This window comes from Tautonia plasticadhaerens (genome assembly GCF_007752535.1).
GTDB lineage: Bacteria > Planctomycetota > Planctomycetia > Isosphaerales > Isosphaeraceae > Tautonia > Tautonia plasticadhaerens.
The window spans coordinates 5,840,979-5,857,564 of the sequence record NZ_CP036426.1 but is presented as its reverse complement, the minus strand read 5'-3'; the positions used below and the strand labels follow the sequence as shown (position 1 = coordinate 5,857,564).

Annotated in this window: 11 protein-coding genes; 10 read left to right on the top strand and 1 reads right to left on the bottom strand. The window is 72.7% G+C overall.

The window, feature by feature from the left end; genetic code table 11:
- Nucleotides 1–23: 23 nt before the first annotated feature.
- Entirely contained in the window at nt 24–1,007 is a 984-nt protein-coding gene (locus tag ElP_RS23375; RefSeq protein WP_145273812.1) for a phosphoglycerate dehydrogenase, read from the bottom strand.
- Nucleotides 1,008–1,710: 703 nt separating this feature from the next.
- On the opposite strand from ElP_RS23375, the gene ElP_RS23370 reads away from it, so the two are divergent.
- From ElP_RS23370 to ElP_RS23325, 10 genes are all read left to right on the top strand, one after another.
- Nucleotides 1,711–3,198, top strand: coding sequence for a glycoside hydrolase family protein (locus tag ElP_RS23370; protein ID WP_145273809.1), 1,488 nt, complete (start codon nt 1,711–1,713; stop codon nt 3,196–3,198).
- 121 nt (nt 3,199–3,319) lie between these two features.
- Nucleotides 3,320–5,830, top strand: coding sequence for a PSD1 and planctomycete cytochrome C domain-containing protein (locus ElP_RS23365; RefSeq protein ID WP_145273806.1), 2,511 nt, complete (start codon nt 3,320–3,322; stop codon nt 5,828–5,830).
- 49 nt (nt 5,831–5,879) lie between these two features.
- A complete protein-coding gene (locus ElP_RS23360) occupies nt 5,880–7,355 on the top strand; it encodes a DUF1501 domain-containing protein (protein WP_145273803.1) in 1,476 nt (491 codons plus the stop codon).
- A gap of 135 nt (nt 7,356–7,490) precedes the next feature.
- Complete coding sequence (locus ElP_RS23355) at nt 7,491–8,672, top strand: fused response regulator/phosphatase (RefSeq protein WP_145273801.1); 1,182 nt, start codon at nt 7,491–7,493, stop codon at nt 8,670–8,672.
- 122 nt (nt 8,673–8,794) lie between these two features.
- On the top strand, nt 8,795–9,346 hold the full coding sequence (locus ElP_RS23350; protein ID WP_145273799.1) for a chemotaxis protein CheW: 552 nt from the start codon (nt 8,795–8,797) through the stop codon (nt 9,344–9,346).
- A gap of 67 nt (nt 9,347–9,413) precedes the next feature.
- Nucleotides 9,414–11,918, top strand: a complete 2,505-nt coding sequence (locus ElP_RS23345) for a methyl-accepting chemotaxis protein (RefSeq protein ID WP_145273795.1) — start codon at nt 9,414–9,416, stop codon at nt 11,916–11,918.
- Nucleotides 11,919–12,011: 93 nt separating this feature from the next.
- Nucleotides 12,012–12,848 carry a CheR family methyltransferase gene (locus ElP_RS23340; protein ID WP_145273792.1) on the top strand — a complete coding sequence of 279 codons (837 nt, stop codon included), beginning with the start codon at nt 12,012–12,014 and terminating at the stop codon, nt 12,846–12,848.
- A 5-nt stretch (nt 12,849–12,853) separates the two neighbouring features.
- Nucleotides 12,854–15,400 carry a chemotaxis protein CheW gene (locus ElP_RS23335; RefSeq protein ID WP_145273789.1) on the top strand — a complete coding sequence of 849 codons (2,547 nt, stop codon included), beginning with the start codon at nt 12,854–12,856 and terminating at the stop codon, nt 15,398–15,400.
- Nucleotides 15,397–16,068 (top strand): chemotaxis protein CheC, encoded by a 672-nt coding sequence (locus tag ElP_RS23330; RefSeq protein WP_197446307.1) that lies wholly within the window; start codon nt 15,397–15,399, stop codon nt 16,066–16,068. The genes ElP_RS23335 and ElP_RS23330 overlap by 4 nt, the downstream gene beginning before the upstream one ends.
- Nucleotides 16,065–16,565, top strand: a complete 501-nt coding sequence (locus tag ElP_RS23325) for a chemotaxis protein CheD (protein ID WP_231749228.1) — start codon at nt 16,065–16,067, stop codon at nt 16,563–16,565. Before ElP_RS23330 ends, ElP_RS23325 begins: the two co-directional genes overlap by 4 nt.
- Nucleotides 16,566–16,586 lie beyond the last annotated feature (21 nt).

Below are 16,586 nucleotides of genomic sequence, written 5' to 3'. Positions count from 1 at the left end.
CCCATCGGGGCCTCGGGATCGGCTCACCAGGCCCAGCCCGGCCCGACCTCGGGGTTGACGACGCAGTCGGCGGGCCATCGGCCTTCCTTCAGGTCGACGATGCACCGCGCCGCCATCTCGGCCATGTCGGCCATGGAGAGGGTGTCGACGCCGCCGATGTGGGGGCTGGAGACGACATTCGGCAGGGCGACGAGCGGGTGGTCGAGCGGCGGGGGCTCGACCTTGTAGACGTCGAGCCCGGCCCCGGCGAGGTGCCCGGAGAGGAGTGCCCGATGCAGGGCGTACTCGTCGACCAGGCCGCCCCGGGCGGTGTTGAGGAGGATCGAGCCGGGCCTCATCCGGGAGAGCCGGGCGTCGTCGATCAGGTCCAGGGTCGATGCGGTGAGGGGCAGGTGCAGGCTCACCACGTCGGACTCGGCGAGCAGGTCGTCGAGCGATCGCCGGCCGACCTGATGCTCGGCGTCGAAGGCGGGGTCGGGGACCGCGTCGAAGGCGAGCACGCGCATGCCGAAGGCCCGGGCCCGGGGGACCATCGCCCGGCCGATCCGGCCGAGGCCGACCAGGCCGAGCGTCCGGCCCCGCAGGGGGAGGGCGATGGTCCGGTCCCAGCCCCCGGCCCGGATGAGCCGGTCGTTCAGCGCGACCCGCCGGGTGACGGCCAGCAGCAGGCCGAACGCCTGCTCGGCCACGCTCTCCTGATTCGTGCCCGGGGTGATGGTGACGACGACCCCCCGCTCGGTGGCGGCCGGCACGTCGACGGCGTCGTAGCCGACCCCGGTCCGGGCGATCACCCGGAGCCTCGGGCAGGCGGCGATCAGGTCGGCGGGGAGCCGCTCGCCCCCGGCGACGATCGCCTCGCACCCGGGCAGGGCCTCCCGGAGCGAGGATTCGGGCAGGACGTCGCCGCCTTCGGGGTCGATCGTCCGGAATCCGGCCCGGTGGAGCAACTCTCGGAAGGGGCCGGGCCGATTTCGGATCGGGCCGGCGCCGATCAGGGCGGTGGGCATGTCGAGGACTCTTGGGGGGCGAAGCCGGGGATCCGATCCGAGGGCGGGGTCCGGGCCGGGCTCGACCGACCGCGGGGCCTCCGGGGGACATGATACCTTGGCGGTCGCCGCCACGCCCGGCGCGAGTTTCGCATGCCTGGTGCTGGGCACGGCGCACCGGAGGGTGATAGGATTGGGGATGAGACCCGATCGGGTCGCCCCCGCCTCGCCTTCACACCTCGACCGGAGTCGCCTTTGGACGGACGCCTCACCATCCGCCGATCGATCCCGGAGACGGGATCGAACCCGAGGGACGGTTCGGCCGTTCCGGCCGCCCGTCGCGGCCGGTCGAGGTCGGACCGGCGGGCGAGGAGGGGGCATTCGGCCCGCGAACTCGAGGATTCGGACCGGGATGAGCAGGAATCTCCACCCCCCGCGGGCGACACCGACCGGCCGACCGGGTTCTCCCGGATCCCGGCCCGAGGTCGGGGAATCGGGATCGGCCGGCCGATCCTGAGTCGGTCCGGCGTCCCGGTCGTCGGCGACCGGGTGGCGGTCGGGGGGGCCGGGATTCGACGGATCCCGGGGACGGCCGCCGCTCCCCCCGAGGCGTGAGCCGATCGGGGGCCGGGAGCGGGGCGGTCGCATCAGCCAGGCAAGGACGATCTCGGGCGAAGCCCGCCCCCGTTCGGGGGCGAGGCGAACGGCAGGGCAGGACTGGACGATGGGCGTATTGAAGTTCCGATTGACGCCTCCCGAACTGTCCGAGCGGCTGCCCGAGCTGCGCCGAGGCTACTTCACCGGCCTCGACCGGACCCCGGAGGCCGTCGGGCTGGAGCTGCGGCCCGGGATGCTCGTCTGCCAGCGCGATTCGCCCGACAGCGGCCGGTTGCACGTCCCGTTCCCGGTCGAGGGGTTCGGGATGCCGTTCGTGAGCACCGCGACCCTGCCGCAGCGTTCCTCCCCGTTCGATTTGGCGGTGGAGCTGGCCCGGGGGAAGCTGAACGACATCCGGGGCCAGGCGGGGGACTGGAGGCACCTCGGCCTGCAACTGCCCCGGGACGTCGAGCGCCCGCTGGCCGAGGCCCGGCACGCCTTCGCCCGGGCGGCCACGACCGACGACCCGGCCCTGGCGACCGAGTCGGCCCGCGCGAGTCTGACCGCCTCCTTCCGGGCCGGCCAGGGCCTGACGGCCGCCTACACCTCGCAGGTGATCCGCAAGCGGCTGGAGCACGCCTCCCGCCTGCCGACGCTGCTGGCCTGCGGGATCAACGCCGACCCGACCGGCGCCCCCTGGGCCGAGTCGCTGGCCGGGGCGATCAACGCCGCCCGGCTCCAGTGCTCCTGGGCCGAGCTCGCCCCGACCGAGGGGCGGTTCCGATGGGAGGCGCTGGACGCCCGGATCGCCTGGTGCCAGGCCAACGACCTGCTGCCGATGGCCGGGCCGCTGCTGGACTTCCGGGCCTCGGCCCTGCCCGACTGGCTCTGGCTCTGGGCCGGGGACGTGGAGGCGATCGGCTCGATGGCCCTGGACCTGGTCCGGCAGGCCGTCACCCGCTACAAGGGGAAGCTGGGGAACTGGCACCTGGTCGCCCGCCCGGCGTCGACGGACGTGCTGGGGATGAGCGAGGAGGACCAGATCCGGCTGACCGCCCGGTGCGCCCAGGTGGCCCACCAGATCGACCCGGTCACCCCCCTGATCGTCGACTTCGACCGGCCCTGGGCCGAATGGCTGGGGACGAGCCCCTACCGGATCGGCCCCCTGCACGTGGCCGACTCGCTCTCCCGGGCCGAGATCGGCCTGGCGGGCGTCGGCCTGGAGGTGGCGCCCGGCTACGGCAACCCGGGCAGCCACATGCGGGACCTCTTCGAGTTCTCGCGGATGCTCGACCTGTTCGCCCTGCTGAACCAGCCGCTCTACGTGACGATCGCCGTGCCCTCGTCGGCCGATCCCGACCCCAACGCCGACCCGAAGGTCGAGGTCGACCCCCGCCAGTGGGCCTCCCCGCCGACCGAGGCGATGCAGCGCGAGCTGGCCTCGCGCTGGATCGCGCTCGCCGTGGCCAAGCCGTACGTCCGGGCGGTGATCGTCTCCCACGCCACCGATGCCGCCCCCCACCTCTTCCCCCACTCCGGGCTCTTCCGGGCCGACCACGGGCCCAAGCCGCTGCTCTCCTGGCTCAAGGAGTTCCGGGGGACGTACCTCGTCTGAGGCGGCCGGCCGGGGGCCGCGCGGGCCCGGGCGTGGTTGACCCCGGCGACGCATCTCGTTAGGTTAAACAAGGGTACGACGCCCCGACCCCGCCCACCTCGAATCGCCGGGATGCCGCCCCATGACGAGCATCGGCCTGATCGCCTCCCTCGGGATCCTCGCCTCGGCGCCGATCCAGGCCCAGGAACCGCCGGCCCCCGGCCCGGCCCCGGCGGAACGGGTGACCTTCTTCGAAGGGTCGGTCCGGCCGATCCTGGAGCGGCACTGCCTGGACTGCCACGGCGGCGGGGAGAAGATCCGGGGGGGCCTCGACCTCACCTCCCGGGCGGGCGCCCTGGAGGGTGGGGACTTCGGGCCGGCGATCGACGAGGAGTTCCCCGAAGCCAGCCTGCTGCTGGAGGCGATCTCCTACGAGGGGCTCGTCGAGATGCCCCCATCCGGCAAGCTCGACCCGGCTGCGATCGACGTGCTGACCCGATGGGTCGAGATGGGCGCCCCGTACGGCGACGACCCGGCGGACGCGACCGCGCCCGCCCCCCCGGCCGAGGTCGACGACCGGGCCCGGGTCACCGAGGCCGATCGCGCGCACTGGGCCTTCCGGCCGGTCGAGCGGCCGGAGGTGCCGGAAGTCGAGGACCCGGACTGGGTGCTCGACCCGATCGACGCCTTCGTCCTCGATCGCCTGGAGCAGGAAGGGCTGGGGCCGGCGCCGGACGCGTCGAGGGCGACGTTGATCCGCCGGCTCTCGTACGACCTGACCGGACTGCCGCCGACGCCGGGGGAGGTGGACGCGTTCCTCTCGGACGAGTCCCCCGGGGCGTACGAGGCGCTGGTCGACCGCCTGCTCGCCTCGCCGCACTACGGCGAGCGGTGGGGCCGGCACTGGCTCGACGTGGTCCGGTTCGCCGAGACGAACAGCTTCGAGCGCGACCGGGACAAGCCGTCGGCCTGGCGGTACCGGGACTACGTCATCGACGCGTTCAACGACGACACCCCGTACGACCGGTTCGTCCGGGAGCAGCTGGCCGGGGACGAGCTGGACGGGCCGACGGCCGAGTCGATCATCGCCACCGGCTTCTATCGGCTGGGCGCCTGGGACGACGAGCCGACCGACCCGCTCCAGGCCCGGTTCGACGAGCTGGACGACATCGTCTCGACGACCTCGCAGGCGTTCCTCGGACTGACGATCAACTGCGCCCGCTGCCACGACCACAAGATCGATCCCATCCCCCAGCGCGACTACTACCGGTTCCTCGCCTTCGTCTCGAACCTGGAGCCGTACTCGTACGAGCCGGACCACATCCTGACGGAGATCGCCTCCCCCGGGGAGCGGGCCGATCACGCTCGGGCGGTGGCCGATCGGCGAGGGCGGGAGCAGGCAATCGACGAGGAGCTGGCGCCGATCGAGCAGACGCTGCTGGCGGCGGTCCCCGAGCCGAGGCGATCGAACCTGGAGCGGGGTTCGTTCGAGCAGCGTCGGCACGTCCTGGACGGGATCGCCGAGGCGGAGCTGTCGGCCGTCGAGCTGGCCCGGTACCGGTCGCTCATCGGGCGATGGCGGGCGATCCCGCCGGTCCCCCCGCTGCCGACGGCGCTCAGCGCCAGGGAGCCGGGCCCGGAGGCGCCGCAGTCGTACCTGTTGATCCGGGGCAGCGCCCACGCGCAAGGGGACCCGGTCGAGCCGGGCTTCCCCGAGGTCCTGGGGGCGGCGGACCCGCTGCTGCCGGGGCCCTCGGCGGGGGCGTCGACGTCGGGGAGGCGTCGGGCGCTGGCGGACTGGATCGCCAGCCCGGAGAACCCGATGACGGCCCGGGTGATGGTCAACCGGGTCTGGCACTACCACTTCGGCCGGGGCATCGTGCGGACCCCCAGCGACTTCGGCGTGCAGGGGTCCGCGCCGACGCACCCCGAGCTGCTCGACTGGCTGGCCGCCGAGTTCGTAGCCGACGGCTGGCGCCTGAAGCCGTTGCACAAGCGGATCGTCATGTCGAGGACCTACCGGATGTCCTCGGCGGGGGATCCGGAGGCCCTGGCCGTCGACCCGCAGAACGACCTGTTCTGGCGGTTCGACCTGAGGAGGCTGTCGGCCGAGGAGATCCGGGACTCGATGCTCGCCGTCACCGGGGCGCTGAACCCGGAGATGGGGGGGCCGGGGTACTACTCGGAGATCCCCGCCGCGTACCTCGCCGGGCAGTCGAGGCCGGGGGAGGGCTGGGGCGATTCCCCGGCCGGGCAGCGGGCCCGGAGGAGCGTCTACATCCACGTGAAGCGGTCGCTCGTCACGCCGATCCTGGCCAGCTTCGACTCTGCCGACACCGACTTTTCCTGCCCGGTCCGATTCGCCACCACGCAGCCGACCCAGGCCCTGAGCACGCTGAACGGCGAGTTCCTCAACGCCCAGGCCCGGGACCTGGCCGATCGGGTCCGGGGGGAATGCGGGCAGGCCCCGGGGGAGCGGGTCCGGAGGGTGCTGCGGTTGGTGACCCAGCGGTCGCCGACCGAGGGCGAGGTGGCCCGGGGGGTCACCTTCATCGATCGGGCGGCCGCCGAGGACGAGGTCGGGCCCGACCGGGCCTTCGAGCTGTTCTGCCTGCTGGCGCTGAACCTGAACGAATTCTTCTACGTCGATTGACGACCTGCGTGGGGCCTAGGGCCGACCCGCACCGGAATCGGAGGATGGCATGGACCACGACTCGCGCCCCCGGGGCTCGTTCTGCGGCCGGACGCGTCGGGAGTTCCTCTGGCAGGCGGGGATGGGCTTCCCCTCGCTCGGGCTGGTCGACCTGCTCTCCCGGGGCGGGTTCTTCCCCGGCCGGGCGAGGGCCGAGGGCGTGGCCCCGGCCGGTTACGTGAACCCGATGGCGCCCAAGCCGCCGCACTTCGGGCCGAAGGCGAAGTCGGTCATCTTCCTGTTCATGTACGGCGGCCCGAGCCACGTCGACACGTTCGACTACAAGCCGGAGCTGTTCAAGCACGACGGCCGGACGATCGCCGTGAAGACCAAGGGCCGGGGCGGCACCAAGAACGAGGGGAGGATCGTCGGCCCGAAGTGGGGGTTCCGGCGGCATGGCGAGTCGGGCCAGTGGGTCAGCGACCTGTTCCCGCACCTGGCGACCTGCGTGGACGACATCGCGTTCATCAAGTCGATGACGGCGGACAGCCCGCTGCACGGCTCGGCGATGCTGCAGATGAACTCGGGGAAGATCCTCAGCGGCAGCCCCTGCCTGGGGAGCTGGGTGACGTACGGGCTGGGATCGGAGAACGAGGACCTGCCCGGGTTCGTCGTCAGCCTCGACCCGGTCGGCGGGCCGATCTCGGGGGCGAAGAACTGGTCGAGCGGCTACATGCCCTCCAGCTACCAGGGGACGATTCTCCGGTCCCAGGGGGAGCCCATCATCGACCTCGGCCGGCCGGAGGGGGTCTCCGACGCGACCCAGCGTCACCTGATCGACACCCTGAACGCCTACAACTCCGACCACCTGGCCGACCGGGCGGACCAGTCCGACCTCGCCGCCCGGATCTCCAGCTTCGAGCTCGCCTACAAGATGCAGATGGCCGCCCCCGAGGCGACCGACGTGGACGCCGAGCCGGAGGAGACGAAGCGGCTCTACGGCCTGGACGACCCGAAGACCGACAACTTCGGCCGGCGTTGCCTGCTGGCCCGGCGGCTGGTCGAGCGCGGCGTGCGGTTCGTGCAACTCTACGCCGGGGGCGCGCACAACGACGACAACTGGGACGCGCACACCGACATCGAGGCGAACCACAATTTCCACTGCGGCCGGACCGACCGGCCGATCGCGGGGCTCCTGAAGGACCTGAAGCGCAAGGGCCTGCTCGACGAGACGCTGGTGGTCTGGGGGGGCGAGTTCGGCCGCCAGCCGACGGCCGAGTACGAGAAGGGGACCGGGCGCGACCATAACGCCTACGGCTTCACCATGTGGATGGCCGGCGGCGGCGTGAGGGGGGGGACCTCGGTGGGGGAGACCGACGAGCTGGGCGCGGCGGCCGTCTCGGACCGCTTCCACGTCAAGCACCTGCACGCGACGATCCTCCACCAGATGGGGCTCGAACCCGAGCACCTGACCTTCTTCTACGGCGGGCTCGACCAGAAGCTCGTCGGCGTGGAGGGGGCCGAGCCGATCCGCCAGGTCATCTGATCGGCGCGATCGTGCGCCGAGAATCCCCGGATCGGTCGGTGGCGTGTTCCGCCCGGATCCCCCGGTCGGCTAGACTCGGTGCGGCGTCGCCCGACGGCCCGCCCCGAAGACGCCGACCCGAGAGGCCCCGAGACGATGGCCACCGGCCTGAGCGAACACGCGGTCACGGTCCTGCTCATCGACGACCAGCCCTTGATCGGCCAGGCGGTCAAGCGGATGCTCGCCGAGGAGCCCGACGTGACCTTCCACTACTGCAAGGAGCCGGACCGGGCCCTGGAGACCGCCATCGCGGTGCGGCCGACGATCATCCTCCAGGACCTCGTCCTGCCCGACATCGACGGGCTCGACCTGGTCAAGCTCTACCGGGAGAGCGAGGCGACCCGGGACGTGCCGGTCATCGTCCTCTCGACCCGGGAGGAGCCGAAGACCAAGGCCGACGCCTTCGCCCTGGGGGCCAACGACTACATCGTCAAGCTCCCCGACAAGCTGGAGCTGATCGCCCGGATCCGTCACCACTCGAAGGGATACATCAACCAGCTCCAGCGCGACGAGGCGTACCGGGCGCTGGTCGCCAGCCAGGAGGCCCTGGCCCACGACGTGGCCGAGGCGGCCCACTACGTCCAGTCGCTGCTGCCGGCGACGATGGAGACCGGCTCGGTCCGGGCCGACTGGCGGTTCATCCCCTCGGCCGCCCTGGGGGGGGACACCTTCGGCTACCATCAGGTCGACGACGACCACCTGGCCTTCTACCTGATCGACGTGGTCGGGCACGGGGTCGGCGCCGCCCTGCTGTCGGTCTCGGTCCTCAACGCGATCCGGTCGCAGTCGCTCCCCCAGGCCGACTTCAAGGAGCCGGGCCAGGTCATCACGGCGCTGAACGACCGGTTCGAGATGTCCAGGCAGGGCGACAAGTACTTCACCGCCTGGTACGGGGTCTACTCCCCCTCGAACCGGGTGATCCGCTACTCGGGGGGGGGGCATCCCCCCGCACTGCTCATCCCCGACGGCGGCGGGGAGATGATCATGCTGGAGGCGACCGGGCCGATGGTCGGCGCCTTCGACGGCCTGGACTTCGAGACGAGGGAGCAGCGGGTCGAGGGGCCGGGGCTGGTCTACCTCTACAGCGACGGGGTCTTCGAGATCGAGCAGGTCGACGGCGAGCGTTGGCCCTTCCAGGAGTTCCTCTCCTACATCACCGGGCTGGCCCGATCCGGGTCGAGCATGGATATGCTGATCGAGCACATCCGCACCCTCTCGGGCAAGGCCGGCTTCGACGACGACTTCTCGATCGTCCAGCTCCACCTGGATCCCGGCTGATCCGGGCCCGGTCCCGCTCGGGCCCCGGCCCGTGGTGTAGAGTTTCCCGGGCGCCGCCGATCGTCGCCGACGGTCGAGTCGCCGCCCCCTCCCCATCCTCTCACCCGGATCGGACCCCCCCGATGGCCCCGGCGAAGACCCAGGCCGACGCCCGGACCCCCTCGCCCGACCAGCCCCGGGCCGACGGCAGGCTCCTGCAATTCGTCGGCTTCCGGCTGGATCGGTCGGATTACGCGGTGGCGATCCGTCGCGTCCAGGAGATCATCCTGATGACGCCGATCACCCGACTGCCGCAGACGCCGGCCGAGGTCGAGGGGCTGATCAACCTGAGGGGCTCGGTGCTGCCGGTCGTCAACCTCCGGACCCGGTTCGGCCTGCCCCCCCGGGAGTTCGACGACGAGACGAGGATCGTCGTGGTGAACGTCGGCAGCCGGACGGTGGGGCTGATCGTCGATGCGGTCTCCCAGGTGATGCGGGTGGCCGAGGACCAGGTGCAGCCGCCCCCCCCCGGGGTCGCCTCCGTGGCCGTCTCGGCGATCTCGGGGCTGGTGAAGGAGGGGGACCGGCTGGTCATCACCCTGGACGTGGACCGGCTCTGCGGCGACCTGGACGCGGAGCCGATGCCGGCGGGCCCGGGGTCCGGGGCCGTCCCCGAGCCCGGGCGGACCCCCTGACGGACTCGACGATCGGGGCAGGAGGCCGGACCCCGGACCGCGACCCCGAACCCAAGAATCGGACGCCATGAGCAACGCCCCCTCCCCCTTCGAGCCCGACGACCGCCCCCAGGAGCCGACCGGGGCCGAGGGGGGCCGTCCCCCGTCCGGTCCCGCCGGGAAGCCCGCCCAGGCCCGACGCAAGGACCGCACCCGGCGACCCCGGCCCGAGCCCGAGCCCGACCCGCTCGCCGTGGCCGAAGACGCCCAGGAGCGGCTGGACGCCTCGGACGCCGACACCCGGGCGATGGTCGAGGCGCTGGCCGCCGTCGTCCGGGCCGAGTCCGCCCAGGAGATCATGCGGGAGGCCCTCGCCGCCGTCCGGGAGGCCTATGGCTGGGACGTGGCCTGCTTCCGGAAGGTCGACCCCAAGGGCGAGTCCCTCGTCTTCGCCGTGGAGGCCGGGTCGACCCCCCCGCCGATGCGGAAGCTCGTCAGGGAGCGGGAACTGAGGCTTGGAGAGGGCGCCTCCGGCCTGGCCTGGAGGCGGTCCGAGGCAGTCTTCATCGAGGACCTGCTGGCCGACCGGCAGGCGGCGAGCGACCGACAGGCCCGGGACGCCGGGCTCAGGGGCATGGCCGCGCTCCCCGTCTCCTGCGAGGGGGAGCTGGCCGGGATCATGGAGTTCGCCTCGGCCGAGCCGATCGAGTTCGGGCCGCTCCGCCGGGATGCGCTGGGGACGATCGCCCGGACCGCCTCCGACAAGATGACGAAGCTGGCCCAGCAGCGGGAGTCGACCCGGCTGGCCCGGATGGTCTCCAACGCGCCGATCAACATGATCGTCGCCGACCGGGACCTCCGCATGCGGTACCTCAATCCCAAGGCGATCGAGACGCTCACCCAGCTCCAGGCGCACCTGCCGGTGCCGGTCGACAAGATGATCGGCCAGCCGATCGACGTCTTCCATAAGGACCCCGAGCGGCAGCGGAAGCTGCTGGCCGACCCGTCGAATCTGCCCTACCAGGGCTCGATGCGGATCGGCCCCGAGTTCATCGACCTGGTCGCCAGCGCGATCATCGACGACGCGGGGGAGTACCTCGGGCCGATGCTGACCTGGAAGATCGTCACCGACCAGCACATCCAGGCGGTCCGGGAGTCGGAGATGCTGGCCGACTCCAACGCCGTCAACTACATGCTCACCCGGCTCGTCGACGCCTCCTCGACCGAGGAGGTCGTGCGGGTGGCCCTGGAGACGGTCCGGGGGTCGTTCGGCTGGGCCTACGGGTCGTTCTGGCACCGGGAGGGGGAGGGCAGGACGCTCGAATTCATGGTCGAGTCGGGCGAGACAACCGAGGAGTTCCGCAGGGCGACCCAGGCGTCCCGCTACGCGATCGGCCAGGGGCTCAGCGGCCGTGCCTGGGAGACCCGGGATCTTTACTTCGCGGCCGACCTCTCGGAGATCCCCGATTGCCCCCGGGCGGGCGTCGCCCGGAGGGTCGGCATCGCCTCGGCGGTGGCCATCCCGCTGCAAGTGGGCGGCCGGCTGGTGGGCGTCATGGATTTCCTCACCCGGGAGCGGATCAGCCCGTCGGAGAACCGCCTGGACGTGCTCCGGAGCATCGGCCGGCTGGTCTCCTCGGCGCTGGAGCGGGTCGAACGCCAGGCGAGGGGCGACCAGGAGAAGCGGGATCTGGAGGAGAAGGTCACCGCGCTGATGAAGGTGGCCGCCTCGGCGGCCTCCGGCGACCTCACGGTGAAGGTGCCGGTGACCGGCACCGACGACCTCGGCCGCCTCGGCGACGCGATGGGGGCGATGATCACCGACCTGAAGGGGATCATCTCCCAGATCGTCGACTCGACCCGGCAGTTCGCCGAGGGCTCCCAGGTCATCGCCGAGAGCGCCACCTACCTGAGCGAGTCGTCGCAGAACCAGGCGGCGACGGTCGAGGAGATGTCGGCCTCGATCGAGCAGCTCGGCCGGGCGATCGTCGAGATCAACAAGAATGCCGAGGCCGCCCGGTCGCAAGCTGAGGAGACCTGGGGCCTGGCCCGGCAGGGGGGCGAGGCCGTCGAGCAGGCGATCGAGGCGATGGGCCTGATCTCCAAGTCCAGCGAGCAGGTCAGCGACATCACCCAGGTGATCGGCGAGATCGCCAGCCAGACCAACCTGCTCGCCCTGAACGCCGCCATCGAGGCCGCCCGGGCCGGCGAGCACGGCCTCGGCTTCGCGGTCGTGGCCGACGAGGTCCGCAAGCTGGCCGAGCGCTCCAGCGCCGCGGCCAAGGAGATCACCTCGTTGATCAAGGAGTCGTCCCGGCGGGTCGCCGACGGCTCCCGGCTCTCGGAGAAGGCGGGGCAGTCGCTCTCCACCATCGTCAAGGGGGTGGAGGAGACGACCGACCGCATCTCGATGATCGCCCGGGCCACCAACGAGCAGTCGGACTCCGCCTCGGAGGTGACCAAGGCGATCCAGGACGTCTCCGGGATCACCGAGACCAACGCCTCCAGCGCCGAGGAATTGTCGGCCAGCGCCGAGGAGCTGGGGGCCCAGGCGGAGTCGCTCCGGCAGGCGGCCTCGGGATTCAAGGTCTGAGCCGGCCGGTCGGGCAGGGGCCCGGCCGGGGGAGGGCGGCGTTCGTGCCGCCCTCCCCCCGGGCCCGGCCGCATCGGGGGCGGTCGACGCGCCATGAACCAGGACTTGCTGCCCGACGACCTGTTCGAGTCCTTCCGGGCGATGATCTACCGCGCGACGGGCATCCGGATCCCCGAGACCAAGCGCGTGATGCTCTCCAACCGCCTCCGACGCCGGGTCGTCGCCACGGGGGTCGGCGGGTTCGCCGAGTACTTCGCCCGGCTCTCCGCCGGGGTCGACCGGGACGAGCAGGCCCGGTTCATCGACGCGGTGACGACCCGGGAGACCTACTTCTTCCGGGACGAGCACCACTTCCGATGGCTCGCCGGGCGATTCGCCCCCGAGCTGGTCGAGCGGGCCCGCCGGGGCCGTCGCGAGCGGTCAATGTCGATCTGGTCGGCCGCCAGCAGCGGGGGGGAGGAGCTGTATTCGGCCCTGATCGCGTTAGCCGAGGCCCACCAGCCCCCCTCGGGGTGGGCCCTCCACGCCCTGGGGACCGACATCAGCGACGCCGCGCTGGAGTCGGCCCGCGCGGCGAGCTTCGGCGACCGGTCGCTGCGGTCGGTGACGCCGGAGGTGCTGCGGCGGTGGTTCTCGGCCGAGGGCCCCCCGGGCCGCCGCTCGCTCCGGGAGGAGCTGCGGCGCAGGGCGTCCTTCCGCCGCCACAACCTGCTGGAGCCGATGCGGGACGGCCCCTTCGATTGCATCTTCCTCAAGAACGTGCTCATTTATTTCGACCCGGCTTCGAAGAAGGTGGCGGTGGGGCACGTGCTGGACGCGATGGCGCCGGGCGGCTACCTGGTGGTCGGCCCGACCGAGGGGATCTTCTCGATGCTCGACCCGCTGGAGCGGGTCGAGGGCTGGCTCTACCGCAAGGCGGGGGGGGACTGACCGCGATGTCGGGCTTCGACTTCTCGGAACTCCTGCCCTACTACCTCGACGAGACCGACGAGCAGGTGGGGGCGCTGAACGACTCGCTGCTGAGGCTGGAGCGGGACCCGTCCGACGCCCCGGCCTTGCAGGACACGTTCCGGATCGTCCACAGCCTGAAGGGCTCCTCCAGCGTGATGGGGTTCGACCAGGTGAACCGCCTGGCCCATCACCTGGAGACGCTTTTCGACCAGCTCCGCTCCGGCAAGCGGACCCTCGACCGCGAGGCGATGGAGCTGAGCTTCCGCTGCCTCGACCGGCTGCGGGACTTCCACAAGGCGCTCCGGGAGGAAGGGGAGGGGGGCGAGCTGGGGGAGCTGGTCGACCTCGTCATCGCCTACCTGGAGCGGACGGCCTCGCCCCCCGGGCCCGCCGTCCCGACCGGGCCCGGACACGGGGCGGGGACGGGGACGAGGACGGAGCCCGACGAGATCGCCCCCCCGGCCGAGGCGACCCCGCTGGCCGAGGGACCGCCCCCGCCTCCGCACCCGGACCCGGGCGGGGTCGCCGAGGGGCCGATCGCCGGGGAGGGCTCCCCGGCCGGGGAGGGCCCCCCGGCCGACGAGGGGACCGCAGGGGACGCGGCCGGGTTGCTGGAGGGCAGGGCCTCGGCCGAGGGCCTCGCCGTGACGGTCGAGTTCGTGCCGACGCTCCAGTGGCGGGACATGAAGGCCCGTCTGATCCTGAACCGGCTCGCCTCCCGGGTCCGGGTGCTCGGGAGCGACCCGCCGGCGGACCGGCTCGACGAGGTGGAATCCCGGGCGACCTTCATCGCCTGGGTCGAGCCGGAGGCGGACCGGGACGAGCTCCGGGCGCTGGCCGACGTGGACGGCGTCGCCTCGATCCGATTCGGCGACGGCACCGCGCCGGGCCCGGAGGCCGGGCCGCCCACCGGGTCGTCGGGCATCCCCCCCGCGGCGACGACGGCCGAGGCCCCCGAGTCGCCGACGCCGACGCCGATGCCGACGCCGGGCCGGGCCGGGGTCGGGCCCCCCGGCCCCGAGCCCGCCGGGGCGACCGAGGCGGTGGTCGGCCGGTCGAGCAAGCGGGCGAAGATCGCCGAGACGCTCCGGGTGGACGTGGAGCGGCTGGACCTGCTGATGAACCTGGCCGGGGAGCTGGTCATCAGCCGCGCCCGGTTCGCCGACCTTACCGTCGGCCTGGAAGACGTCTTCCGGGCCTCCGACGCCCGGCTGCTGGCGGCCGACTCGCAGGACCGGATCGAGTGCCTGGCCGAGGGGCTCGACGCGGTCCTCGGCTCCTCGGACCGGGGGGGCGTGGCCGACCGCTGGCGGTCCCAGTTCCGCAGGCTCTCCGAGAACATCCGGGATCTCCGGGCCGAGCTGGACCGGGTCCGGCACGGCCGGGACCGCCTCTCGGAGATGTCCGAGGCGATCGACCAGCTCGGCCGGGTCTGCGACCAGATCCAGAAGGGGGTGCTCGACACGAGGATGGTCCCCATCGGGCCGCTCTTCGAGCGCTTCCGGCGGGTCGTCCGGGACCTGACCGTCGACTCGGGCAAGGAGGTGACGCTGGAGCTGCAAGGCGAGGCGACCGAGCTGGACAAGCGGATGATCGACGAGCTGAGCGACCCGCTGATCCACATGGTCCGCAACGCGGTCGACCACGGCCTGGAATCCCCCGAGGCCCGGGAGCGGGCCGGCAAGCCGAGGGCCGGCCGGGTGACGCTGGCCGCCGCACACCGGGGGAACCGCGTGGTGGTGACGGTGGCCGACGACGGCCGGGGGCTGCCGGTCGACCGGATCCGGCAGAAGGTGGCCGAGCGCGGGCTGCTGCCCGAGGCCGAGGCGGCCCGCCTCTCGACCGCCGAGGTGATCCCCTATATCTTCCACCCGGGCCTGAGCACGGCCGAGGCCGTGACGAACATCTCCGGCCGGGGGGTCGGGATGGACATCGTCAAGGACGGGATCGAGCAGCTCAACGGCTCGGTGGCCGTCCGGACCGAGCCGGGACGCGGGACGACCTTCACCATCCGGCTCCCCCTGACGCTCGCGATCATGCCCAGCCTCCTGATCCGCATCTTCGACGAGATCTACGCCCTGCCGCTGGCCGAGATCCGGGAGATCGTCGACGCCGGTCCCGACCAGATCCTCGACGTTCAGGGGAGCCGGGCGATCGAGGTCCGGGGCCGGGTCATCTCCCTCTTTGCCCTGGACGACGTGTTCGAGTGGGGAGGGCGGCCGCACCCGGCCCGGGGCGGGGACGGACCGCCGGGGGCCCCCCGCACCCGGCCGGTGGTCGTGGTGCAGAGCTCGACGGCGACGGTCGGCCTGGTCGTCGACGAGCTGATCGGCATCCAGGAGATCGTCCTGAAATCGATCGAGAAGAACTATCGGCCGGTGCGGGGGCTCTCCGGGGCGAGTATCCTGGGCAACGGGCGGGTGGCCCTGATCCTCGACGTGGACGCGCTGATCGAGCTGGCGACCCGGGGCCCGTCCACCCGGACCGGGGGCGGGGCCCAGCGACGCGCGACGACGGGGGGCACGGGATGAATGTCGAGGGCGGGCGAAGCGAGGCGGTCCCTCCCCGGGTCGAGGAGGCGATCTGGGAGGGGGCCGAGGCGGCCTCGGCGGCCCTCTCGCGGTGGCTGGGCCGGGAGGCCCGGATCGAGGTGAGCGGCGTCCGACTGGGCGACCTGGCCGAGGCGATCGAGGCGCTCGGCCCCGGCGACGAGCTGGTCGCGGCCTGCGGCATGGCGCTGCACGGGGACCTCTCGGGGACCGTCCTCCTCGGCTTCGGCGGCGAGTCCGCGCTGGCCGTGGTCGACGCCCTGCTCGGCCAGCCCCCGGGAACCGCCCGGGAGTGGGGCGACCTGGAGCGGTCGGCGGCCGAGGAGACGACCAACATCGTCGCCTGCGCGTTCGTCAACGCGCTGGCCGGCTCGATCGAGCACCGGGAGCCCCTGGTGCCCGGCCCCCCGGAGTTCCGCCTCGACTTCGCCGGCAGCCTGCTCCAGTCCGCGGTGATCGACCAGGCCAGCCGGAGCGACCAAATCGTCCTGGTGGAATCCCGATTCCTGATCGAGGGGATCGAGGACGGCTGGTCCCTCGTCCTGGTCCCGGGGGCCGGCGGCCTGGGGCCGCTGGGGGTGGGCGAGGGCCCGGGGGGGCGTCCCGGGCCGAAGGGGCCGGGCGGGCGCCCGGCCGGGGGGCTTTCGTGAGCGGCAGGGCGGCCGAGGGGCAATCCCCGACGATCATCCCGGTGATGATCGGCCGGTGGGCGGTGGCGGCCGCCCCGGCGACGATCCGGACGCTGCTGGGCTCGTGCGTGGCGATCATCGTCCTCGACCGGGCCGCCCGGGTCGGCGGGCTGGCCCACGTCGTCCTGCCCGAGGCGAGGGGCCGGGCGGACAGCCCGGGCAAGTACGCCGACACGGCCGTGCCCGCGATGCTCTCGGACCTGGACCGGCTCCGGGGCCGGGCGGGCCGATCGGGCCTCGTGGCCTCGGTCGTCGGCGGGGCGGCGATGTTCAAGTCGGCGCCGGGCTCCGACGTCGGCCGGCTGAACGTGGAGGCCGCGGACCGTATCCTGGGGGGGATGGGGATCCCCGTCATCGGCCGGGACGCCGGGGGCTCGAGCGGGAGGAACGTGGTCGTCGACCTCGCCACCGGGGTCGTCCGGATCCGAGTCCCCGGGGGGCCGACCTATGACCTCTGAGCCGGCCCGAATCTCCAGGAC